The 21,532-nt window shown below is 76.6% G+C and carries 25 protein-coding genes and 1 riboswitch; of the genes, 9 read left to right on the top strand and 16 right to left on the bottom strand.

All coding sequences use genetic code 11. The features are described 5' to 3' along the window. Positions 1 to 43 precede the first annotated feature (43 nt). Positions 44 to 2,392 (top strand): hypothetical protein, encoded by a 2,349-nt coding sequence (locus BLP29_RS20895; protein ID WP_092799710.1) that lies wholly within the window; start codon positions 44 to 46, stop codon positions 2,390 to 2,392. On the opposite strand, the gene cobA is transcribed toward BLP29_RS20895, so the two are convergent. From cobA to BLP29_RS03260, 7 genes are all read right to left on the bottom strand, one after another. Then, complete coding sequence (gene cobA, locus BLP29_RS03290) at positions 2,386 to 3,645, bottom strand: uroporphyrinogen-III C-methyltransferase (protein WP_092799708.1); 1,260 nt, start codon at positions 3,643 to 3,645, stop codon at positions 2,386 to 2,388. The genes BLP29_RS20895 and cobA overlap by 7 nt on opposite strands. Continuing rightward, entirely contained in the window at positions 3,645 to 4,694 is a 1,050-nt protein-coding gene (gene cobT / locus BLP29_RS03285) for a nicotinate-nucleotide--dimethylbenzimidazole phosphoribosyltransferase (protein ID WP_092799706.1), read from the bottom strand. The genes cobA and cobT overlap by 1 nt, the downstream gene beginning before the upstream one ends. Further along, positions 4,691 to 5,704: an Rv2231c family histidinol phosphate aminotransferase CobC gene (gene cobC / locus BLP29_RS03280; protein WP_092799704.1), complete on the bottom strand. Its 1,014-nt coding sequence runs from the start codon at positions 5,702 to 5,704 to the stop codon at positions 4,691 to 4,693. The genes cobT and cobC overlap by 4 nt, the downstream gene beginning before the upstream one ends. Further along, complete coding sequence (locus BLP29_RS03275; RefSeq protein ID WP_243469659.1) at positions 5,701 to 6,129, bottom strand: cobalamin biosynthesis protein; 429 nt, start codon at positions 6,127 to 6,129, stop codon at positions 5,701 to 5,703. Before BLP29_RS03275 ends, cobC begins: the two co-directional genes overlap by 4 nt. A 62-nt stretch (positions 6,130 to 6,191) precedes the next feature. Then, positions 6,192 to 7,562: a cobyrinic acid a,c-diamide synthase CobB gene (locus tag BLP29_RS03270; protein ID WP_092800774.1), complete on the bottom strand. Its 1,371-nt coding sequence runs from the start codon at positions 7,560 to 7,562 to the stop codon at positions 6,192 to 6,194. Continuing rightward, positions 7,559 to 8,173, bottom strand: a complete 615-nt coding sequence (gene cobO, locus BLP29_RS03265) for a cob(I)yrinic acid a,c-diamide adenosyltransferase (RefSeq protein ID WP_092799700.1) — start codon at positions 8,171 to 8,173, stop codon at positions 7,559 to 7,561. The genes BLP29_RS03270 and cobO overlap by 4 nt, the downstream gene beginning before the upstream one ends. Next, positions 8,173 to 10,260, bottom strand: coding sequence for a putative cobaltochelatase (locus BLP29_RS03260; RefSeq protein WP_092799698.1), 2,088 nt, complete (start codon positions 10,258 to 10,260; stop codon positions 8,173 to 8,175). The genes cobO and BLP29_RS03260 overlap by 1 nt, the downstream gene beginning before the upstream one ends. A gap of 32 nt (positions 10,261 to 10,292) precedes the next feature. Beyond that, a riboswitch (cobalamin riboswitch) is annotated at positions 10,293 to 10,426 on the bottom strand. A gap of 29 nt (positions 10,427 to 10,455) precedes the next feature. On the opposite strand from BLP29_RS03260, the gene BLP29_RS20890 reads away from it, so the two are divergent. The 4 genes from BLP29_RS20890 to BLP29_RS03240 all read left to right on the top strand — a co-directional run bounded on the left by BLP29_RS20890 (position 10,456) and on the right by BLP29_RS03240 (position 12,784). Further along, the gene (locus BLP29_RS20890) at positions 10,456 to 10,905 is read left to right on the top strand and encodes a hypothetical protein (RefSeq protein ID WP_165839256.1); all 450 of its coding nucleotides are present in this window, start codon (positions 10,456 to 10,458) and stop codon (positions 10,903 to 10,905) included. Next, positions 10,902 to 11,342 carry a hypothetical protein gene (locus BLP29_RS03250; protein ID WP_092799694.1) on the top strand — a complete coding sequence of 147 codons (441 nt, stop codon included), beginning with the start codon at positions 10,902 to 10,904 and terminating at the stop codon, positions 11,340 to 11,342. The genes BLP29_RS20890 and BLP29_RS03250 overlap by 4 nt, the downstream gene beginning before the upstream one ends. Continuing rightward, positions 11,339 to 11,644, top strand: coding sequence for a transcriptional regulator (locus BLP29_RS03245; protein WP_092799692.1), 306 nt, complete (start codon positions 11,339 to 11,341; stop codon positions 11,642 to 11,644). The genes BLP29_RS03250 and BLP29_RS03245 overlap by 4 nt, the downstream gene beginning before the upstream one ends. A gap of 63 nt (positions 11,645 to 11,707) precedes the next feature. Then, positions 11,708 to 12,784: an AbrB family transcriptional regulator gene (locus BLP29_RS03240; RefSeq protein ID WP_243469658.1), complete on the top strand. Its 1,077-nt coding sequence runs from the start codon at positions 11,708 to 11,710 to the stop codon at positions 12,782 to 12,784. Positions 12,785 to 12,793: 9 nt separating this feature from the next. On the opposite strand, the gene BLP29_RS03235 is transcribed toward BLP29_RS03240, so the two are convergent. Further along, positions 12,794 to 13,420 (bottom strand): type II toxin-antitoxin system PemK/MazF family toxin, encoded by a 627-nt coding sequence (locus BLP29_RS03235; protein WP_092799688.1) that lies wholly within the window; start codon positions 13,418 to 13,420, stop codon positions 12,794 to 12,796. A gap of 175 nt (positions 13,421 to 13,595) precedes the next feature. On the opposite strand from BLP29_RS03235, the gene BLP29_RS20550 reads away from it, so the two are divergent. Next, on the top strand, positions 13,596 to 13,805 hold the full coding sequence (locus BLP29_RS20550) for a hypothetical protein (protein ID WP_133378983.1): 210 nt from the start codon (positions 13,596 to 13,598) through the stop codon (positions 13,803 to 13,805). Between the two features lie 9 nt (positions 13,806 to 13,814). On the opposite strand, the gene BLP29_RS03230 is transcribed toward BLP29_RS20550, so the two are convergent. After that, positions 13,815 to 14,240 (bottom strand): VOC family protein, encoded by a 426-nt coding sequence (locus BLP29_RS03230; RefSeq protein WP_092799686.1) that lies wholly within the window; start codon positions 14,238 to 14,240, stop codon positions 13,815 to 13,817. A gap of 67 nt (positions 14,241 to 14,307) precedes the next feature. Here BLP29_RS03230 and BLP29_RS03225 point away from each other — a divergent pair, with 67 nt between their 5' ends. Further along, entirely contained in the window at positions 14,308 to 14,817 is a 510-nt protein-coding gene (locus BLP29_RS03225) for a class I SAM-dependent methyltransferase (protein WP_165839255.1), read from the top strand. Here the strand turns inward: BLP29_RS03225 and BLP29_RS03220 are convergent. Beyond that, entirely contained in the window at positions 14,814 to 15,404 is a 591-nt protein-coding gene (locus BLP29_RS03220) for an MSMEG_1061 family FMN-dependent PPOX-type flavoprotein (protein WP_092799682.1), read from the bottom strand. The two genes, BLP29_RS03225 and BLP29_RS03220, sit on opposite strands and share 4 nt — an antisense overlap. A 28-nt stretch (positions 15,405 to 15,432) precedes the next feature. Here BLP29_RS03220 and BLP29_RS03215 point away from each other — a divergent pair, with 28 nt between their 5' ends. Next, positions 15,433 to 15,816: an acyl-CoA thioesterase gene (locus BLP29_RS03215; RefSeq protein WP_092800772.1), complete on the top strand. Its 384-nt coding sequence runs from the start codon at positions 15,433 to 15,435 to the stop codon at positions 15,814 to 15,816. Between the two features lie 7 nt (positions 15,817 to 15,823). Here BLP29_RS03215 and BLP29_RS03210 read toward each other — a convergent pair whose 3' ends face one another. The 5 genes from BLP29_RS03210 to yczR form a co-directional block, all read right to left on the bottom strand. Further along, positions 15,824 to 16,237, bottom strand: coding sequence for a DUF1810 domain-containing protein (locus tag BLP29_RS03210; protein WP_092799680.1), 414 nt, complete (start codon positions 16,235 to 16,237; stop codon positions 15,824 to 15,826). Next, positions 16,230 to 16,568, bottom strand: coding sequence for a hypothetical protein (locus tag BLP29_RS03205; RefSeq protein WP_092799678.1), 339 nt, complete (start codon positions 16,566 to 16,568; stop codon positions 16,230 to 16,232). The genes BLP29_RS03210 and BLP29_RS03205 overlap by 8 nt, the downstream gene beginning before the upstream one ends. Further along, positions 16,565 to 18,064 (bottom strand): cobyric acid synthase, encoded by a 1,500-nt coding sequence (locus tag BLP29_RS03200; RefSeq protein WP_092799676.1) that lies wholly within the window; start codon positions 18,062 to 18,064, stop codon positions 16,565 to 16,567. Before BLP29_RS03200 ends, BLP29_RS03205 begins: the two co-directional genes overlap by 4 nt. Then, the gene (locus BLP29_RS03195) at positions 18,061 to 18,717 is read right to left on the bottom strand and encodes a lysophospholipid acyltransferase family protein (protein WP_243469657.1); all 657 of its coding nucleotides are present in this window, start codon (positions 18,715 to 18,717) and stop codon (positions 18,061 to 18,063) included. The genes BLP29_RS03200 and BLP29_RS03195 overlap by 4 nt, the downstream gene beginning before the upstream one ends. A 66-nt stretch (positions 18,718 to 18,783) precedes the next feature. After that, positions 18,784 to 20,238, bottom strand: a complete 1,455-nt coding sequence (gene yczR / locus BLP29_RS03190) for a MocR-like transcription factor YczR (protein WP_092799672.1) — start codon at positions 20,236 to 20,238, stop codon at positions 18,784 to 18,786. A gap of 60 nt (positions 20,239 to 20,298) precedes the next feature. On the opposite strand from yczR, the gene BLP29_RS03185 reads away from it, so the two are divergent. Beyond that, a complete protein-coding gene (locus BLP29_RS03185; protein ID WP_133378981.1) occupies positions 20,299 to 20,550 on the top strand; it encodes a hypothetical protein in 252 nt (83 codons plus the stop codon). Between the two features lie 46 nt (positions 20,551 to 20,596). On the opposite strand, the gene BLP29_RS03180 is transcribed toward BLP29_RS03185, so the two are convergent. Continuing rightward, positions 20,597 to 21,529, bottom strand: coding sequence for a cobalamin biosynthesis protein (locus tag BLP29_RS03180; RefSeq protein ID WP_092799668.1), 933 nt, complete (start codon positions 21,527 to 21,529; stop codon positions 20,597 to 20,599). Positions 21,530 to 21,532 lie beyond the last annotated feature (3 nt).

Here is a 21,532-nt window from a genome sequence, read left to right as displayed (position 1 = left end):
GCTGGGCCCCGACGCGGGGTCGTCGCCGACCCCGGGAGCACCCGTGACCGAACAGCACCACGCCGGCGACTGGGCCGCACCACCGCCCGTCGTCGGACCGCCCGCACCGACCGCGCCGCTGGCCGTCGACCTGCTGCAGGCACTGCGCACGGTGGCCCGGGGCCTGCTGCCGGTCCTGGTGGGGCTGGCCCTGTTCACCGCCGCGGTGGGCGGGAGCGCCGCGATCGCCGGTGACGGGGGCTCACCGGGGGACTGGCTGCTCGCCGCGGTCGTGGTGTTCGGCCTCGCGCTGGGCGCCCGGCTCGTGGTCGAGGGGCAGGTCGCCCCCGAGGTGGGTGCGGCCGGCGTCGACGTGGGCATCCGGGTGCTGCCGCTCGTGGTCACCGCGGCGGTCGTGGTCTCGTTGGCCGCGGCGGCGCGCCGCAGCGAGCGTGCGCACCGTTCCGCCGGTCCGGCGCAGTTGCTGGTGCGCGCGGGCCTGGCCGGCCTGGTCGCCGGGGTGCTGGTGCTGCTGCTCGCCCTGCTGACCCGCACCTCGACCTTCCTCGCCGACGAGCTCGGGGGGCTGGTCGCATCGCCCGGCCAGGTGTCGACCGGGCTGGGCGCCGTCGGCGCGTTCTTCGGCCCCGCGCTGCTGGTCGGCATCGTCGTGGCCGCGGCGCGGTACGCCGTGGTGCGCACCGGCTCACCGCGGCCTGCGTGGTGGGGCGAGGTGCGCGCCGTGGGCCGGGTGCTGCGCACCGCCGTCGTCGGCCTGGTCGTGGTGGCCGCCGTCCTCCTCGTGGTCGTGGCGGTGCAGGACGCGGCCGGCCACGGGTTCGTCGAGGGTGGTGACGGCGACGTGCTCGCGGTGGGCGCGGCGCTGGTGCTGCTGGGCAACGTGCTCGGCGCCGGGGTCCTGGCCCTGCTCGGCGTCCCGCTGTCCGCGACGGCGTACGGCGCCGGCGCCTTCACCGGCTCGCCCGACGGGATCCGGGCCAGCCAGACGGTGCAGTACGGCCTCGTCGACGAGCCGGTGCTGCTGCTGCTCCTGCTGCTGCCCGTCCTCGTCGTGCTGGTGACCGCCGTGCGGCGCACGGTGCGGGGGCGCCAGCTGCCGCTCGGCCCGCGCAGCGTGCTGGTGGGAGCCGGTGCCGGCGCGGTGGCCGGCCTGCTGCTGGCGCTGCTGGTGCGGGCCTGGGCCTCCGGGGGTGGCGGCGCGAGCGGCTACGGCTACGGCGCGGTCGGCATCGGGCAGGCGTCCCTGGGGCCGTCGCTGCTGTGGGCCCCGCTGCTGTGCGGGTTCTGGGCTGCCCTGGCCGTGGCGGCCGTGCGGGTCGGACCCACGCTGGTGCTGTCCAGCCCGGCCTGGTTCGTCCGCCTGGCCGGCGGCCGCCGGCAGCACCCGCAGTGGCTGGCCGCGGTGGCCGGCACGGGCCCGCCGCCGGCCGGTCGGCGGTCGGCGGCGATCCGCGGGACGGTGCTGGGCGTCGGCGTCCTGGCGGTGCTGGGGGTGGTCGGGATCGGTGCCGTCGCCGTCGTCCGCAGCACGGTGCTGACCCCGGAGTCGGCGCTCGACGACCACCTGGCCGCCCTGGCCGAGGGCGACGTCGCGGCGCTCGGGCTGGAGGAGCCGCCCGGCCCGGCCGACGTGCTGCTCTCGCCGGAGGTCCTCGACAGCGACGCCTACGCGCCCCCGACCGACCTGGAGGTGCTCGAGGTGGACACGTACGGCTCCTCGGCCTCGGCGGAGATCGGCTACACCGTGGACGGCGAGCGGGCCACCCAGCGGGTGTGGCTCTCGCGCGAGGACGGGCTCCTCGGCGGGTGGACGGTCGAGGGCGGGGACAGCTCGCTCTACGTGCAGGACTCCTCGGGCGTCGCGGTGCAGGTGGCCGGGGTCGACGTCCCGGAGGGCTCGCAGCGCGCACTGCCGGGCACCTACACGTTCACCGCCGCCGACGACGAGGTCCTCACCGCCGACCCGCTCACGGTGGCGGTGCTCGGCGACCTCTCCTACGACACGGTCTCGCTGGAGCCGCGGGTGCGCGACGAGGTCACCGAGCTGGTGGCGCAGGCGGTCGACGAGGCGCTGACCGACTGCGCGGCCCGCACCACGGTGCCCATGGACGGCTGCCCGTTCCTCGACGAGTACAGCTACGTGCCCGACGACGTCACCGGGCTGACCGTGCGCGTCGTCACCGTGCCCGACTGGGAGCTCGAGCTGGACCACGAGGGCCAGCTGGTCATCCGGTCGGACTACGACGGCGAGGTGCTCGTCACCGGCAGCCGTCCGCCGTTCAGCTCGTCGCCGGACCAGACCCCGCGGCCCTACGAGAGCGACGTCAGCTTCAGCCTGGACGCCGACGTCAGCGTGGGCGACGGCGAGGTGGAGCTGGAGTTCGGCTACTGACCGCCCGGGGACGTCGTCGCGGCACCGAGCCCGACGACGTCCCCGACCACCCAGACGGCCGGTGGGCGCACGCCCTCGGCGACGAGGGTGTCGCCCAGCCCTGCCAGCGTGGTGCGGTACAGCCGCTGGGCCGGGCTCGCCCCGTCGACCACGACGGCGACCGGGGTGTCCGCGGCCCGGCCGTGCTCGACCAGCGCGGCGGCGATCGCGGGCGCGGTCTCGACGCCCATGAGGACGACGAGGGTGCCGCGCAGCCGGCCGAGCGACGGCCAGTCGACCAGCGAGGCCGGGTGGTCCGGCGGCACGTGCCCGGAGACGACGACGAACTCGTGCGTCATGCCGCGGTGGGTGACCGGCACCCCGGCCAGCCCGGGGACGCCGATCGCGCTGGTCACCCCGGGCACGACCTCGACCGGCACCCCCGCCGCGGCGCACGCCTCGAGCTCCTCGAAGCCGCGGCCGAAGACGAACGGGTCGCCGCCCTTGAGCCGCACCACCCGCTTGCCGGCCAGGGCGTGCTCGACCAGCAGGGCGTTGATGTGCTCCTGGGCCATCGAGCGGCCGCGAGGCAGCTTCGAGGCGTCGACCACCTCGACGTGCGGGGGCAGCGTGGACAGCAGCGACTGCGGGGCCAGGTGGTCGGCGAGGACGACATCGGCGGTGGCCAGTGCCTGCCGCCCGCGCACGGTCATCAGCCCGGGGTCGCCGGGGCCGCCGCCGACCAGCACGACGCTGCCCCGGCCGTCGCGGGGGCGGGAGACGGTGTCGGGCACGGTGCCGTCGGTGAGCCCGGCCAGCACGGCGTCGCGGATGCCCACCGCGCGCTGCGGGTCGCCCCCGCCGTGCACGCTGACCACCACGTCGCCCTGCCGCCCGACGGCCGGCGTCCAGACGCTGGACCGTGAGCGGTCGTCGGCCCGGGCGCAGAAGATGCGCCGCTGCTCGGCCTCGTCGGCGACGGCGGTGTTGACCTCGGTCGAGTCGGTGGCGGCCACGGCGTACCAGGCGTCGGCGAGGTCGCCGGGGGCGTAGGGCCGCTGCAGCCAGGTGACGGCGCCGGGCTCGACCAGTGCCTCGAGGGCGGGGGTGACGGCCGGGCTCACGACGGTGACGACGGCGTGCGCATCGAGCAGGCCGGCGACGCGGCGGTGCGCGACCTGCCCGCCGCCGACGACGACGACGCGCTTGCCGGCCAGCCGCAGACCGATGGGGTAGACCGAGCCGGACGCCGGGTCGACGGGGGTGGCGGGCATCAGGCCTTCTCGGTGACGCCGGCGGAGTCGAACGTGGCGACGTCGGCCAGGGCCCGGGCCGCCGCGGTGACCAGCGGGACGGCGAGCAGTGCTCCGGTGCCCTCGCCCAGCCGCAGGTCCAGGCCCAGCAGCGGGCGCAGGCCCAGGTGGCGCAGCGCGAGGGCGTGGCCGGGCTCGGCGGACACGTGCCCGGCGAACGCGTGCTCGAGCGCTGCGGGGCACAGCGCGGCGGCGACCAGCGCGGCTGAGCCGGCGATGACGCCGTCCAGCACGACGGGTACCCGGGCGGCCGCGGCGCCGAGGACGAACCCCGCCAGCGCGGCGTGCTCGAGGCCGCCCAGCTCGGCCAGAACGTCCAGCGGGTCGGTGCTGCGGTCGCGGGCCAGGGCGCGGGTGACCACCTCGACCTTGCGGGCCAGCGTCGGGTCGTCGATGCCGGTGCCGCGGCCGGTCGCGCCGTCCGGGGTGGCGCCGGTGAACGCACAGATCAACGCGGCCGAGGCGGTGGTGTTGGTGATGCCCATGTCGCCGGTGACCAGGCAGCCGTGGTCGGCGGCGAGCTCGCGGGCCACCTCGATGCCCACCTCGACGGCGCGGCGGGCCTCGTCGCGGGTCATCGCGGGGCCCTCGGCCAGGTCAGCGGTGCCGCGCCGGACGTTGCGGTCCAGGAAGCCGGGTGCGGGGGCCGACGGCGTCGCGACCCCGACGTCGACCACCACGACGTCGGCGCCCAGGGAGGCGGCGAACGCGTTCACGACCGCGCCGCCGGCGGCGAAGTTGGCCACCATCTGCGCGGTGACCTCCTGCGGCCACGGGGTGACGCCCTGGGCGTGCACGCCGTGGTCGCCGGCGAACACCGCGACCGCGGTGGGGCCGGGCAGCGGGGCCGGGCAGACCCCGGCGGTGCCGGCCAGCTGCGCGGCGACGTCCTCGAGGACGCCGAGCGAGCCCGGGGGCTTGGTCATGCGGTCGAGCCGCTCGCGGGCGGCCCGCTCTGCCCCGGCGTCGCGGGGCGCGATGGCGGCGATGGTGTCGTCGAGCAGGCTCATGGTGACTCCAGGATCTCAGCCAGGGCTGCGGCGAAGGACGCCGAGGTCGCCGGGTCGCGCACGGCGACCCGCAGGTGGTCGGGGTCGAGGCCGGGGAAGGTGTCGCCGCGGCGGACGGCGAACCCGGCGTCGCGCAGCCGCTGCCGCACCCGGTCGGCGTCGCGCACCCGCAGCAGCACGAACGAGGACCGGGGCGTGCCCACGACGTCGACCCCGGCCGGCAGCAGGTCGAGCAGGGCCTGCCGGTGGGCGGCCAGCTCGCGGGCGAACCCGTCGGTGTCGGCGCCCGCGCAGGCCTCGAGCGCGGCCAGCGCGGGGGTGGAGACCGGCCAGTGCGGCTGGTGCGCGGCCAGCGCGGCGACCAGGTCGGGCGGGCCGAGGGCGTAGCCGACCCGCAGTCCGGCCAGGCCCCAGGTCTTGGTCAGGCTGCGCACGACCAGCAGGCCGGGCAGGTCGCGGCGGCCGGCCAGCGACTGGGGTTCGCCGGGGTCGGTGTCGGCGAAGGCCTCGTCGAGCACCACGGTGCGGCCCGGCCGGCACAGCGCGGCGACCGCCTCGGCCGGGTGCAGCACCGAGGTGGGGTTGGTCGGGTTGCCCAGCACCACGAGGTCGGCGTCCTCCGGCGGCGGGCTCAGCAGGTAGGACGGCGGCACGAGCAGGTGCCGGTGCACCGCGTGGCCGTGTGCCCGCAGCGCGGCCTCGGGCTCGGTGAACGACGGGTGGACGACGACGGCGCGGCGCGGCGTGAGCGCCCGGGCCACCAGGGTGAACGCCTCGGCCGCCCCGGCGGTGAGCAGCACCTCGTCCTCGGGCCGCCCGTGCGCGGCGGCGACGGCGGCGCGGGCGCGGGCCGGGTCGGGGTAGGCCGCGGACGAATCGACCGCGGCGTGCAGCACCTCGCGCAGCCAGGCCGGGGGCATGTCGGCACGCACGTTGACGGCGAGGTCGACCAGCCCGGGGGTGGCCTCGACGTCCCCGTGGTGCCGGAGGTCGTGGGTCGGGTCGGTCACCGGCGGGCGACGGCCACGGTGACCTGACCGTGCACGGTCTTGGGCACCACCAGCTCGCCGCCGTCGGCCAGCGCGGCGGCCTCGGCCACCGAGGGCGTGCCGAGCGCGGCGGCCACGCGGGCGGAGACGGTGGGCACCGGCACCTGGGCCAGCCGGTCGACGGCCAGGCCGACGAGCGGCCAGCCGCGCGCGGCGGCGGCGGCCTGCACCCCGGGCTCGGCGGCGCGCCGGTCGACGGTGGCCAGCGCGGCGACGGTGGAGCCCGGCGGGAGCACGGCGTCGATCGCCGCCAGCACCTCGTCGGCCGGTGTCCCGGGCCGCGCCCCCACGCCCACGACCACCTCGACGGCCGCAACCTGCGCGGCGGCGACCCCGGCCTGTGCGGCGTGGATCAGCTGGGTTGATCCACGTCCGTCCTGGCTCACCGGCGTCGGTGAGCCAGGACGGCCATCGGTGAACCCAGCTGATCCACGCCGGGCGGGGGCCGTCACGAGCGGACCCCGGCGCGCACCCGGGCCGCGGCGGCCACGAAGCGCGAGGCCAGCTGCGGCGACCCGGCCCAGTTCAGGTGCAGGTAGGAGGCATGCACCCCGCCCTGCACGAACCCCTCGGGCCCGTCGGCGCTCCACTGCCACGCCGGCGTCGCCCCGGCGCCGGGGGTGGTGCGGGTGCGGTGGAACTCGTGCCCGCGCACCCGGGTGCCCGCCGGGGCCAGCACGCTGTCGGTCATCGCCACGGCGGCCCGGTAACCCAGCGTCAGCCGCGGGTGCATGGCCGCCTCGGCGTCGAGCACCCCGCACATCGGCTCGCCGTCCAGGGCGCCGGCGAGGTAGAGCAGCCCGGCGCACTCGGCCGCGATCGGCGCCCCGGTGGCCGCCAGCTCGGCGATCGCCGTCCGCAGGCCGACGTTGGCGGCCAGCGCCGACGCGTGCACCTCGGGGAAGCCGCCGCCGACCACGAGGCCGGCGGTGCCCGGGGGCAGCGACTGGTCGCGCAGCGGGTCGACGGTGACGACGTCGGCACCCGCGGCGGCCAGCAGCTCGGCGGTCTCGGCGTAGCCGAAGGTGAACGCAGGTCCACCGGCGACGGCCACGACCGGGCGGCCCTCGACCCGCGTGACCTCGGCGGCCGGGTCCCAGGGGGCGTCGTCGAGGTCGGGGGCGGTGCGGGCCAGCCGCAGCACGGCGTCCAGGTCGACCGACGAGCCGACCACGGCGCCCAGCGCGCGCACGGTGCGCACCGCCTCGGCCGACCGCTCGGCGGCGGGCACCAGGCCGAGGTGCCGGGAGGGCGTCTCCAGGTCGGCGATCCGGCGCACCGCGCCCAGCACCGGCACCCCGGCCGACCCCAGAGCCTCGCGCAGGATGGCCTCGTGCCGGTCGGACCCGACCCGGTTGAGGATCACCCCGCCCAGGCGCACGGTGGGGTCGAAGGTGGCGAACCCGTGCACGACCGCGGCCACGCTGCGGGCCTGCGCGCTGGCGTCCACGACCAGGACGACGGGGGCGCGCAGCTGGGTGGCCACGTGCGCGGTGGAGCCGAAGCCGGGTTCGACCGAGGGGTGGCTGGCGCCGTCGAACAGGCCCATCACGCCCTCGACGACGGCGACGTCGGCACCTCGGGCGCCGTGCAGGAACAGCGGGACGATGCGCTCCTCGCCGACCAGCCAGTTGTCCAGGTTGCGGCCCGGTCGCCCGGCGGCCAGGGAGTGGTAGCCGGGGTCGATGTAGTCCGGGCCCACCTTGTGCGGCGAGACGGCCAGGCCGCGGTCGGTGAGCGCGGCGATCAGCCCGGTGGCGATCGACGTCTTGCCGGCCGAGGACGACGGCGCCGCGAGGACGATGCGCGGGACGCTCACCACTCGATGCCCCGCTGACCCTTCTGGCCGGCGTCCATCGGGTGCTTGACCTTGGTCATCTCCACGACCAGGTCGGCGGCCTCGATCAGCGCCGGGTGGGCGTCGCGCCCGGTGATCACCACATGTTGGTTGCCGGGGCGGTTGCGCATGGTCTGCACGACGTCCTCGACGTCGACCCAGCCCCACTTCATCGGGTAGGTGAACTCGTCGAGCACGTAGAACCGGTGCGCTTCGGCGGCCAGGTCGCGCTTGATCTGCGCCCAGCCCTCGGCGGCGTCGGCGGCGTGGTCGACCTCGTCGCCCTGCTTGCGCGACCACGACCAGCCCGAGCCCATCTTGTGCCAGACCACCGGGCCGCCCTCGCCGGTCTCGGCGTGCACGCGGCCCAGGGTGGCCATGACGTTCTCCTCGCCGACCTTCCACTTCGCGCTCTTGACGAACTGGTAGACCGCGATCGACCAGCCCTGGTTCCAGGCACGCATGGCCATGCCGAAGGCGGCGGTGGACTTGCCCTTCATCGTGCCGGTGTGCACCGCCAGCAGCGGCCGGTTGCGGCGCTGCTTGGTGGTGAGCCCGTCGACCGGCACCGCGGTGACCTGTCCCTGGGGCATCAGGCGGCCGCCTTCACGTTCTGCACGAGGTCGCCCAGTTCTTCCAGCCGGAGGGTCTGCCCGCCCAGGTGCATCCCGAGGGTGTGCGCCAGCCCGAGCTTCACGTACCCGGACTCGCAGTCGACGACGACCGACGCGGTGCCGGCGGCGTGCAGCAGCCCTGCGGCGCGGTGCGCGTGGGCGAGGTGGTCGGTGCCGCGCTCGCCGGTGGCCCGGCCGTCGGTCACCACCACCAGCAGCGGACGGCGCCGCGGGTCGCGCACCCGCTCCACGCGCAGCGTCTCGTGCGCCCGCAGCAGCCCGGCCGCGATCGGCGACCGGCCCCCGGTGGGCAGGTCGGTCAGCCGGGCCGCGGCGGCCTCGACCGACCAGGTGGGCGGCAGCGCCAGCTCGGCGCCCGCACCCCGGAAGGTCACCAGGCCGACCTTGTCGCGCCGCTGGTAGGCGTCGGTGAGCAGCGACAGGACGGCGCCCTTCACCGCGGCCACCCGGGTGCGCGAGCCCATCGAGCCCGAGGCGTCGAGCACGAACAGCACGAGGTTGCCCTCGCGGCCCTCCAGCTCGGCCTGCCGCAGGTCGGTGCGGGCCAGCCGCAGGCCGGGGCCGGTGCGGCCGCGCTCGCGCTGGTGCGGGGCGGCGGCGACGACGGTGTCCACCAGGTGCAGCCGGGTCACGGTGCCGGTGGGCCGGGTGGAGCCGACGACGCGGCCGCGCTCGCTGCGCGCCTTGGACCGCCGCCCGGCCACGCCCGCGCCGATGCCGGGGACCTCGAGCCGCCGGGCCCGGAACGCCGCGTCGGGCGCGACCGCGGGCCGCTCGGGTGCGACGCCAGCCGGCTGCTCCTCGTCGCCGTCGGGCTGCTCGTCGCCCTTCCCGGTGGGAGGCGAGGGATCCCCGTCACCACTCTGCGGCCCGGATCGTGGCGGAAGGGCTCCCTCGCCGTCGTCGGAGGAGGAGTCGTCGGCAGAGGGGGAATCGGCAGAGGGACCATCCGCCGGGGAGTCGTCGGTGGGGGCGCCGTCCTCGGGGCCGCGGCCCTCGGGTGGGGTGGGGTCGTCGTCGGGGTCGGGGCGGGCGTCGTCCAGGGCCTGCTCGAGGGTGTCCTCGTCGAGGCCGGGGGCGTCGAAGGGGTTGCGCCGGCGGCGGTGGGGGAGGGCCAGGCGGGCGGCCACCCGGACGTCGTCCTCAGTCACGTCGGTGCGCCCGCTCCACGCCGCGTGCGCGATGGCGGCGCGGGCGGTGACGATGTCGGCGCGCAGACCGTCGACGCCGAAGGCGGCGCACACCGCGGTGACCTGGGCCAGGGCGGCGTCGCCGAGCACGACCGAGGGCAGGAGGTCGCGGGCGGCCGCGATCCGGTCGGCCAGCGAACGCTCCTCGGCGGCCCAGCGGGCCTCGAAGCCGGTCGGGTCGGCGTCGGCGGCGAACCGGCGGCGCACCACCTCGGCGCGCAGCCCGGCGTCCCGGGGCGCGGCGACCTCGACGGTCAGGCCGAACCGGTCGAGCAGCTGCGGGCGCAGCTCGCCCTCCTCCGGGTTCATCGTGCCGACCAGCAGGAACCGGGCGGCGTGCTGCACCGAGACGCCCTCGCGCTCGACGTAGGCCCGGCCCAGCGCGGCGGCGTCGAGCAGCAGGTCGACCAGGTGGTCGTGCAGCAGGTTGACCTCGTCGACGTAGAGCACGCCGCGGTGCGCGGCGGCGAGCAGCCCGGGCTCGAAGCTCTTCACGCCCTCGGTCAGCGCGCGCTCGATGTCCAGCGAGCCGACCAGCCGGTCCTCCGAGGCGCCGACCGGCAGCTCGACCAGCCGGGCCGGGCGCTGCGCGGCGGGGCCGTCGGCCGGGTGCGGGCCGTCGGGGCAGGCCGGGTCGGGGACGGCGGGGTCGCACCCGAACCGGCAGCCGGGCACGACGTCCACGGGCGGCAGGACGGCGGCCAGCGCGCGCACCGCGGTGGACTTCGCCGTCCCCTTCTCGCCGCGCACGAGCACACCGCCGACGGCGGGGGAGACGGCGTTGAGCAGGAGGGCCAGGCGCATGTCGTCCATGCCGACCACGGCGCTGAAGGGGTAGACCACGGGTGTGCGCATCCTCTCCCCGGGTGTCCGCGCCCGGAGGTGGCAGGTGGCGACGGCCGCAGTTCCTGGCTCACCCCGGGGGGGCTGACAGTGGCGGGACCGCGCCGGAGTCGCACCGGCTTCCTGCACTGCCGTCGCAGTTCGCCGCCAATGAGACCACGACGGGCGACTTGACGAATCGGAAAGTCATCAGGCAGACTTTCCGACATGGAAAGAGACGATGCAGCGGCCACGCTGGCCGCCCTCGACGGTGACCGAGCTGCGCTGGCCGAGCGGGTGCGCCAGCCCGGCTGGTACGACCCCGCGCTGGGCGTGCTGGTGGGCGGGTTCTTCGCCACCTACTCCTTCGCGTTCCCGTGGGCGACCCTCGCGGCCGCGCCGGTCTTCGCGCTCGGCACCGGGCTGCTGGTGCGGGCCTACCGCCGGCACACCGGGCTGTGGGTGAGCGGCTTCCACGGCAGCCCCTCGACCAAGCCGCTGGTGCGGGCGTGGGCGCTGGCCTGCGCCGTCGTGCTGGTCGCGGGGATGGTCGCGGAGCTGGTGCTCGACGTCCGGTACGCGATGGTCGGGGCCGGTGTCGTGCTCGGCGTCGGCGCCGCGGTGCTCAGCAACCGGTGGACGACGGCCTACCAGCGCGACCTGCGGAGCGGGCGATGACCGCCGACCGCGACCGTGCCACCGCCGACCGCGCCGCGGCCGACCTCGCCGCACTGGACGCCGACCGCGCCGCACTCGCCGACCGGGTGGCCCCGCCCCGCTGGTTCGGGCCGGCCCTCGGTGTCCTGCTGTTCCTGTTCATCTCCTCGAACGCGTTCGACTCGCCGTACGTGACCGGTCCGGCGCTGCTGGTCTTCGGCCTGGGCGTGGCGCTGCTGGTGCGCGCCTACCGGGGCCGCACTGGCGTATGGGCGTACACCCCGCCGAAGCAGCTGGCCGGCTGGGCGGCGTTCGTCGTCCTGGTCCTCGTCCCGGCGTACGTGCTGGACCGGCCGTGGGCGTTCCTGGTGGCCGGTGCGGTCCTCGGTGTCGCCGTCGCCCTGCTGAGCCACCACTGGACCCGGACCTGGCAGCGGGAGCTGCGGGAGGGCGTGTGACCGCCGTCGAGCCCCGTTTCGACCAGGTCGTGCACGCCCCGCCCCGGCTGCAGGTGTGCGGCCTGCTCGCCGCGGTCGACGTCATGGACTTCGCCGCCGTGCGCGACGCGGTGGGGGTCAGCGACTCGGTGCTGTCCAAGCACGTCAAGCAGCTCGAGGACGCCGGCTACGTGCAGGTGCGCAAGGCGACCGTCGCCTCCCGGCAGCGGACGTCGCTGTCGCTCACCAAGGCCGGCCGGGCCGCCTTCACCGCCCACGTCGCCGAGCTGCGCCGGATCACCGCCGGCCTCCCCGGCGGCTGACCACCGCGTGCGCCACCGGGCCGGTCATCCACCGCGGGTGACCGCCCCGGTGGTGCCGACGGCGTGACCTGGGCCCCAGGAGCAGAGTGGACGGCGATGAACCGGCGGCGCACCCTCGACCTGCTCGGGGTTCTGCTCGCCGCCGCCGTGCTCGCCGCACTGCTCACCTGGCTCGGCGTGCCGTCGGCGGCGCTGTTCGCCGGCCTGGCCGCCGGGTTGGGCCGGGCCCTGCTCGGGCGGGGCGCGCTGACCTTGCCCAAGCAGGGGATGACCGGCGCGCAGGCGGTCGTCGGCGTCTCGATCGGCGCGCTGGTCTCCCTGCCCACGCTGCAGGCGGTGGCCGCCGACTGGTTGCCGGTCGTCGCGGTGACCGTGGGCACCCTGCTGCTGAGCCTGGTCGCCGGGCGGCTGATGGCCCTGCGACCGGGGGTCAGCCGGGTGACCGGGGCGTTCTCGATGATCGCCGGTGGGGCGTCGGGCATCACCGTGATGGCCCGCGAACTGGGCGCCGACGCCCGCATGGTCGCGGTGCTGCAGTACCTGCGGGTGCTGCTGATCGTCGTCACCATGCCGGTGGTGGCCGCGGTCGGCTTCGGCGCCGTGGGCGGGCGGGGCACCGCGGTGGACGACGGCCCCGGTGCCTGGGTCGGCCTGCTGTTCACCGTGGTGGGCGTCGGTGCCGGCATCCCGTTCGGCCGGCTCGTCCGGCTGCCGGTGGCCTCGCTGCTGGGCCCGATGCTCGTGGCCGCCACCCTGGACCTGACCGGGCTCTCCCGCGGGGCCGACGTCCCCGCACTGCTCGAGGCGGCCGCCTTCCTCGTCATCGGCCTGCAGGTGGGCCTGTCGTTCACCCGGGACAGCCTGCGGGTGGTCGGCGGGGCGCTGCCGTGGGCCCTCGTGCTCATCGTCGGCCTCGTGCTGGCCAGCGCCGGGCTGGGCGCGCTGCTCGCGGTCACCGCCGACGTCAGCCCGCTGACCGCGTACCTGGCCACCACGCCCGGCGGGCTCTACGCCGTCCTGGCGACCGCCACCGACAGCGGGGCCGACGCGACCGTCGTGCTCGCCGTCCAGGTGCTGCGACTGTTCGTCATGCTGCTGACCGCACCTCTGCTGTCCCGCTGGCTGCGCCGCGGCGGCTGACCCGCCGCCTCACCAGCCCAGGACGCGGCGGGCCTCGGCAGCCACCTGGTCGAAGCGCCGCCGGTCGAGCACGGCGCCCTCGCGGCGCACGTCGGCCGGGTCGACCCGCAGCACCCGGTCCACCCGCACCTCGCTGGGTCGGCCCTGCCGGTCCCAGTCGCCGGTGCCGATGTCCACCCAGTGCCGGCCGTGGCGGGCCTCGTCGGCGGCGTCGCGGTCGTGGTCCTTGCTGGTGAGCATGAACCCGATGAGGTCGCCGTCGGCGCGGCCGGCGACGAGCACCGGCCGGTCCTTGCCCCGGCCGTCGCCCTCCTCGAAGGGCACCCAGGCCCACACGACCTCGCCCGGGTCGGGCCGACCGTCCTCGCGCGGGGCGTAGGAGATCTCGCCGCGGCCGGTGAAGTCCGACGCCGGGGCCCGGCGGCTGGGCGCGCCGGCCGGGGGCAGGGGTGCCCGCGGTGCCGGCTGCGGGGCGGGCCGGTCTCCCGCGCCACCGCCCGCCGGCCGGGGCGCGGCGGTCGACCGGCCCCCCTGGCCGCGGCGGGGGGACGACGACCCACGGGTGGCCTCCCGGACCACCGTGGTCACCACCGAGGACGCCACCCGGGACAGCACCGACTTCCACCCGCTCGCCATGACCACTGACCGTAGCCGCCCCCGGCGCGCCGCCCCGACACGCCGCCGGAGCTGGGGCGGGAGTGAGATCTGTCGCCCGACGGGGCGATCTGCGCAGTCGGGGGTTGACGACGGCGCGGCCGGGACATCCCATGGTGCGAGGGCGCACGCGACGTCCGCACGGGGAGTGAGCCACATGACCAGCGCCGAACCGGCCCGTCCCGCCACGAGCCCTGGGCTGTTCGGCACATCACGGGTGCGCGCGGTCGACCTGGCCTCCTACCAGCTGGTCGAGGACGCCCGCGGTCGCATCCCCGAGCACGTGCGCAAGCGCAAGCGCGACCGGGCCCGCAACGAGCAGGCCGTGGCCGCCCGGCTGGTCGCCCGCGAGTTCGAGCGGGAGTGACCCGCCCGCTCAGCTGATGCAGAGCTCGTTGCCCTCGGGGTCGGCGAGCGTCACCCAGCTGTGCGGCCCCTGGCTGGCCCGGTGGAGCTCGCGTGCCCCGGCGGCGACCAGCCGGGCGACCTCGGCCTCGACGGCCTCGGCGCCCACCCGGACGTCGAGGTGCACCCGGTTCTTGCCCGTCTTCGGCTCGGGCACCCGCTGGAACAGCAACCGCGGCATGCCGCCGTCGGGGTGGACCAGGGCCGCGCCGTCGGCCCACACCAGCTCGCCCCGGTGCCGGAGCGTGTCGGACGCCCGGGCGTGACCGGCGGCGACCATGCGCTCGATGAAGGCTTCGTCGCTGGGTTCGCGCTGCCACCCCAGCGCCTGCGCCCACCAGTCGGCGAGCGGGTGGGGGTCGGAGCAGTCGACCGTGACCTGGAAGGTGTGCGCCATGGCCGGCAAGCTAGCGCCGGGGTGCGACGGTTCTGCGCCGTCCGCCGTGCCCGGCTAGTTTCTGTCGGTGCCGATCAGCTCGCCCGAGGGCAAGGACTGGACCCGTTCGAGGATCACCGCGCTGGACCCGGGGTCGGTGCTCGACGTCGGCGCCGGCGCCGGCACCTACGCCAAGCTGCTGGCCGACGACCGGCCCGCCCGCCTGGTGGCCCTCGAGGTCTTCGAGCCCTACGTGGAGAAGTACGGGCTGCGCGAGCTGTACGACGAGGTGCTGCTGGGCGATGCCCGCACCACCGACCTGCCGGCGGCCGACGTCGTCGTCCTCGGCGACGTGGCCGAGCACATGACCGTCGAGGAGGCCCAGGACCTCTGGCGGCGGGCCGGCGAGGCCGCCGGGCGCGCGGTCTACATGTCGATCCCGATCGTCCACTACCCGCAGGGCGAGCTCGAGCACAACCACCACGAGGTGCACGTGGTCGACGACTGGGACCACGACAAGGTCATGGCCGCCTTCCCCGGCATCACCGACTTCTTCCGCGGCGAGGTCGTTGGGGTCTACGAGCGCCGCACCGACTAGAGCTCGCGGCCCAGCTCGACCCGCATCTCGTGGTCGGGCTGGGCGGGGGAGTCGGTCGCGGTGTGCTCGCGCCAGACCTTGCCCATCGGTGGGAAGACCGAGCGGTGCACCTGGGCGCCCGGGTCCCACAGCTTCGAGCGCATGACCGCCTTCGCGCAGTGGAAGTAGGCCCGCTCGACGTCCACGAGCATGACCGACAGCGGCTGCTTGCCGAACTCCACCAGGTCGAGGTCGACGTCGTCGGCGGCGGCCAGCCGGCAGCGGCCGTACACGCGCAGCGTCTCCTCGATGCCCGGGACCAGGAACATCAGTGCGACCTGCGGGTTCACCTGGGTGTTGTGCAGGCTGTCGAGCCGGTAGTTGCCCTCGCGGTCGGGCAGCACCAGGGTGCGCGGGTCCAGCACCCGCACGAACCCGGGCACACCGCCGCGCGGGGACACGTCGGGCGACCCGTCGGCGTCGGCGGTGGACAGCACCGCGAACGGCGACAGGCCGATGAACGCCGCGCAGTGGTGGTCGACGTGGTCGATGACCTTGTCGACCGCCCGGGCGTTCGGTGCGCGGTAGTGGTCCAGGGCGCTGTCCATCCCTGCAGCCTCCCCTACGGTGTGCGCCGTGTCAGTGAGGTGGAGCGCGCCGGTCCGGTACAGCGAGTGCGACGACCAGCGGGTGGTGTTCAACGCGAACTACCTCGTGTGGGCCGACGAGGCCTCCAACGCGTGGTGGCCGTCGGTCGGGCTGACCTGGGACCCCGACGGCGTCTGCGGGGTGCAACCGCTGGTCAAGGCCGCGACGCTGGAGTGGTCGTCGTCCGCGCGGTGGGGCGACGTGGTCGACGTCGTCTGCGGCCTGGAGAAGCTGGGTCGCACCAGCCTGACCCTGGCCTTCGAGGTGCGGGTGGGCGAGCGGCTGTGCTGCGTCGTCCGGTCGACCTACGTGGCCACCCGCGACGGCGTCGCGGTGCCGTGGCCCGACCAGGTGCGCGCCGCCGTCGCCTGACCCGGGGCTAGCCGGCCAGCAGCTCGAGCGTGCGCGGGTCGGGCCCCTCGTACCACTGCGCCAGGACGGCGGGGAACCGCGGCTCCTCGGGATCGGCGGCGGCGAACAGGGTCATCGACGAGCGCAGCTTGAGGTCGTCGGGGTACCCGAGGACGGCGGTCGCCGTCATGCCGGTCAGCCCGAGCAGGACGTCGCAGGCCTCGCGCAGCCGGGCCCCCAGCACGGGGTGGGCCAGGTACGCACGGGCCTCGGCCAGGTCGGCGACCGCGAACCGGCGTGCTGTCGAGGAGGACCCCAGCCCGTCGATCTGCGGGAAGACGAACCACATCCAGTGCGTGCGCTTGCGCCCGGCCCGCAGCTCGGCCAGGACGTCGTCCCACACCGGCGCCTGGGCGTCGATGAACCGCTGCAGCTCAGCCACGGAGCCCCCGCACCAGGGCGGCTGCGTCGGCCAGGCCGAGGGCGGGGTCGGCCCGGCGCAGGGCGCGGACCTGCTGCACCTCGCCCTCGACCCCGCCGACCGTCGCGTGCACCCGCTCGGGCGGCCAGTCGGCCGCCGCGGCCGCCGACGCCGCGGCGCGGTCGCCCCGGCGGGCCTCCTGCACGACCGACCACGCCCCGGCGACGGCCACGAACCCCCACAGCACCCCGAGGGGCACGTCGCCGTCGAGGAACGACACGACGGCGAGCACCGCACCGGCCAGCCCGAGCAGCCCGGACAGCGCGACGACGAGGACCCTGGCTGCTCTCACGCCGTCCAGCCTGCCCCCGGGGGCAGCATCGGCAACCCGGGCGGCGCGCCCTGCTCGACGAGCCGCCACAGCGCGTCGGTGTCGGCGTGCTCGGCGACCAGGTCGCCCAGGGCGTCCAGGCGCGCCTCCCGCACCGCGGCGAAGTCGGTGTCGGGGGCGACGGTGAACCGGCGTCCGGTGGTGGCCGCGACGTCGGCGAGGAAGGCCCGGCGGAACCCGTCGTTCTCCAGCGCGCCGTGCCACGTCGTCCCGCTGACCGCGCCGACCCGGACCCCGTCCAGGAAGGGCTCGCCGGCGTCGGGGGTGACCACGCCGTGGTGGATCTCGTAGGCGGTCACCGGGTGGCCTCGCCACGAGCCGGTCGGCCGGGCCAACGTCTTCTCGCGGGCGAACACCACGTCGGTGGGCAGCAGGCCCAGGCCCGGCACCGACCCGGCGCGGGACTCGACCTCGTCGGTGATGGTGCGGGCCAGCATCTGGTGGCCGCCGCAGATGCCCAGCACCGGCCGGCCCTCGGTGGCCCGGCGGGTGATCGCCGCGTCGAGCCCGCGCTCGCGCAGCCAGGCCAGGTCGGACACGGTGGAGCGGGTGCCGGGGAGCACGACGAGGTCGGCGTCGGCCAGCTCGGCCGGGTTGGTCGCGTACCGCACCAGCACCCCGGGCTCGGCGGCCAACGCGTCGAGGTCGGTGAAGTTCGACAGCCGCGGCAGCCGCACCACCGACACCCGCAGCACGTCCTCGCCGACCGGGGGCAGGGTGGGGCCGCGGTCGCCGTCGAGGTCGAGGGAGTCCTCGACGTCCAGCCAGAGCCCGGGCACCCAGGGCAGCACGCCGAGCGAGGGCCGGCCGGTGAGGTCGCGCAGCTGGTGCAGGCCGGGGGCCAGCAGCCGGGGGTCGCCGCGGAACTTGTTGACCAGGAACCCGGCCACCAGCGCCTGGTCGCCCGGCGGCATGAGCGCGACCGTGCCGTAGAGGGCGGGGAAGACGCCGCCGCGGTCGATGTCGCCGACCACCACGACCGGCAGCTGCGCGGCGGTGGCCAGGCCCATGTTGGCGATGTCGGTGTCGCGCAGGTTGATCTCGGTGGGGGAGCCGGCGCCCTCGCAGACCACGACGTCGAAGCGGCTGCGCAGGTCGGCCAACGAGGCCAGCACCTGCTCGAACAGCTGCGCCTTGAGACCCCGGTAGCTCATCGCGGTGACGTCGGTGACGGCCCTGCCGAGCACCACGACCTGGCTGGAGCGCTCGCCGCCGGGCTTGAGCAGCACCGGGTTCATCGCGGCCTCGGGCTCGACCCGCGCGGCCGCGGCCTGGAAGACCTGGGCCCGGCCGATCTCGGCGCCGTCGAGCGTGACGCCGGAGTTGTTGCTCATGTTCTGCGCCTTGAACGGCGCCACCGACACCCCCTGGCGCACCAACCAGCGGCAGATGCCGGCGGTGACCACCGACTTGCCGGCGTCCGACGTGGTGCCGGCGACCAGCAGCGCGCCGCTCACCAGCCGGACTTCTCCTGGCCCGAGAGCCCGTGGATGGCCTCCATCACCCGGTCGGTCACGACCCGGCGGGCGGGGCCCCGGCGGGCCTGGCCGCGCTGCTCGGGGAAGGTCAGCGGCTCGCCGAACGTGATGTGCACCTTGGCCGGGCGGGGCCAGGGCGCGTCGACCGGTTGCACGCGGTCGGTGCCGTGCACGGCGACCGGGACGACGGGGCAGTCGGCGGTGAGCGCCAGCCAGGCCACCCCGGTCTTGCCGCGGGCCAGCTTGCCGTCGCGCGAACGCGTGCCCTCGGGGTAGATGCCGAACGCCTCGCCCTCGTTGAGCGCGTGCAGCACGGTGTCCAGGGCGGCCTGCGCGGCGCGTTGGGAGTCGCGCTCGACGGGCCGGGCGCCCAGCGCGGTGAAGACGGTCTTGGTGAGCCAGCCCTTGATGCCCGTGCCGGTGAAGTACTCGGCCTTGGCCAGGTAGCCCACCTTGCGGGGCGCCATGAGCGGGATCGCGATCGAGTCGATGAACGACAGGTGGTTGCTCGCCAGCAGCACCGGGCCGGTGCGGGGCACCCGCTCGGCACCGACCACGGTCGGCCGGCAGGTGAGGATGAACAGCGGCCGGAGCACGAACCTGGCGAGGAAGTAGAACACCCTGCGGACCACCCCTCGCGAGCTCGACGATGCCGGGGCATCATCCCCCGGCGCCGTCGGCCCGCCCTGGGCGGGGCCTCAGACGGCGCGCACCGAGGCCGACGTCGTGCGGTCGCCCCGGCCCCGCAGCGGCCCCGAGACCCGGGCCAGGACGGCGAGGGCGGCGCGCACCTCGGCCGCCGGCCGGGTGAACGGCAGCCGCAGGTGGTCGTCGAACGCCGCGCCCGTGCCGAAGGCCCGGCCCTCGGCCACCCGCACGCCCTCGACCAGCGCCGCCCGGGCCACCGCGGCCGAGCTCAGCCCCGCCGGCAGCCGGCACCACAGGGCCAGCCCGCCGGTGGCGGGGTAGGGCGTCCAGTCCGGCAGCTCCGCGGCGAGGGTCGCGGTGAGGACGTCGCGGGCGGCCCGCAGCTCGGCCCGGCGGTCGGCCAGCACCCGGGGCAGGTCGGCGACCAGGAACGTGGCGGTGAGCTGGTCGAGCACCCCGACGGTGAGCTGCCGCTGGGCGTAGGTGTCGGCCAGCCGCGCAGCCAGGGCGGCGTCGGTGCGCAACCAGCCCACTCGCAGCCCGCCCCACACCGACTTCGACAGCCCGCCCACGGTGATGGTGGCTGTGTCGGGGACGCCGGCGGCGAAGGGCGGCGGCTCACCGGTCTCGTCGTCCAGCTCGAGCCCGCTGGTGACCTCGTCGACCAGGGTGACCGTGCCCTGCTGCCAGAGCGTGGCGGCCAACCGGCGCCGTCCGGTGGCCGAGAGCGTGGCGCCGGTCGGGTTGGAGTGGTCGGGCATCAGGTAGGCCATGCGCGGCGCGCTCTGCCGGGCGGCGGCGTGCGCGGCCTGCACGAGGGCGTCGGGGTCGGCCGGGTCGACCGCGACCGGCACCGGCTGGGCGCCCAGGTCGTCGAACAGCTTGATCGCCCCCGGGTAGGTGGGGTGCTCGACCAGCACGCGGTCGCCGGGGGACAGCAGGGCGGCGGTGACCAGGCCGACGGCGTCCATCACGCCGGCGGTGACCACCACCTGGTCGGGGTCGGTGGGCAGCCCGCGCGCGGTGAACCGGTCGGCGACCGCCTGGCGCAGGGCGGGCAGGCCGTCGGGGTGGTAGCCCGAGTCGCCGAGCGCCCCGGGCAGCAGCTCCAGCGCCCTGGTGTAGGCCGGCAGCAGGTGCGCCGAGGCCGGGGGAGCGGCGTGCGCGAGGTTGATGACCCCGTCGGCGTCGCGGGGCAGCGGCCAGTCCACCACCGGCGTGCGCGGCAGCTCGGTGACCGTGCCCGAGCCGTGCCGGGTCTGCGCGTAGCCCTCTTCCCGGAGGGTGCGGTAGGCGCTGGCGACGGTCACCCGGCTGACGCCGAGGGCCTCGGCCAGCTCGCGCTCGGCCGGCAGCCGCGTGCCGACCGGGAGGGCGCCGGTGCTCAGCAGCTCCTGCACCCGGTTCGCCAGTGCGGCGTACCGCGGGCCCGGGTGACCGGCCGCATCGCCCAGCAGGACCGCCAGCTCGTGCACCCGGGTGGACTGGTCGGCGGTGATTGGCATGGGTCCACCATGCCGCAGTGGACCGGGCTTGACCAGGCCAACCTGCGCCACAGTTGCTGCATGACCACAGGTGGAGTGCTCGTCCTGCTGTTCCTGCTCGGGGTCGCGGCCCTGTCGGTGACCACGCTGGTGATCGCCGTCCGGGGTGGGCGAGGCCCGGCCGACCCGCCGCGCAGCCACCCCGGGGACGGTGGCTGGCCGCAGCCCCGCGGCGTCGTGCACCGCGCCGTTCCCGCGCTGGCCCCCGGGCCCGGGCGCGAGCCGGCGCCGCGCGAGCCCGCCCCCGCGTTCGTCCCCCGCGCCGCCCGCTGACCGCGCCCGGTGCCCAGCGTCGATCCGGGGGTCGGGAGTCCGGAGGTCAGGGGCGGCGGCGCAGCAGGCGGGCGGTGACGGCGAGGGCGGCTGCCGCCGTCCACACCGCGCGGGACAGCGCGACCGCCCGGCCGACGTCGGCCCGCACGGGGGCGCGGCCGTCGCCCATCGTGGGGCGGTCCTCCACCCGGGTGCCGTAGACGTTGCGCCCGCCCAGGCGCACGCCCAGTGCGCCGGCCGCGGCGGCCTCGCAGCGGCCGGAGTTCGGGCTCGGATGGGCTCCGCCATCGCGCCGCCATGTGCGCCACGCCCCGGACGCCGACCCGCCCACCAGCGGCGCCACCGCCACGGTCAGCGCCGCCGTGAGCCGGGCGGGCACCCAGTTGGCGACGTCGTCGGCCCGCGCGGACGCCCAGCCGAAGCGGGCGTACCGGGCCGAGCGGTACCCGACCATCGCGTCGAGCGTGTTCACGGCGCGGTAGGCGAGCAGGCCCGGCACCCCGGCCACCGCGCCCCAGACCAGCGGGGCGACCGCGGCGTCGGAGGTGTTCTCCGCGACCGACTCGACCGTCGCCCGCACCAGCTCGGCCTCGCCCAGCGCCGACGGGTCGCGCCCGGCGAGCGTGGGCAGGTGGGCCCGGGCGGCGGGCAGGTCGTCCAGCAGCTCGGACATCCGGCCCCCGGCCCGGCCCAGCGACGTCCCGCCGAGCACCGCCCAGGTGGCGGCCCCGGTGACCAGCGCCCGGACGACGGGGCGGCCGCGGGTGGCCCGGTCGGCGGCCACCCCGAGCCCGGCCACCGGGAGGACGCAGGCCAGCCAGTGGCCCGCACCGGCGGTCCGGGAGTCGCGCCAGGTCAGCGGCTCCAGCGCGGCGGCGGCCCGGCCGAAGCCGGCGACGGGGTGCCCGCGGCGGGGGTCGCCGAACGCCTGGTCGGCCAACGAGCCCAGGGCGAGGCCGGCGGCGGTCGGGAGGTCCACGCG

The sequence above is a fragment of the Klenkia marina genome (assembly GCF_900101025.1).
GTDB lineage: Bacteria > Actinomycetota > Actinomycetes > Mycobacteriales > Geodermatophilaceae > Klenkia > Klenkia marina.
This window is presented reverse-complemented; position numbering and strand designations above follow the sequence as displayed.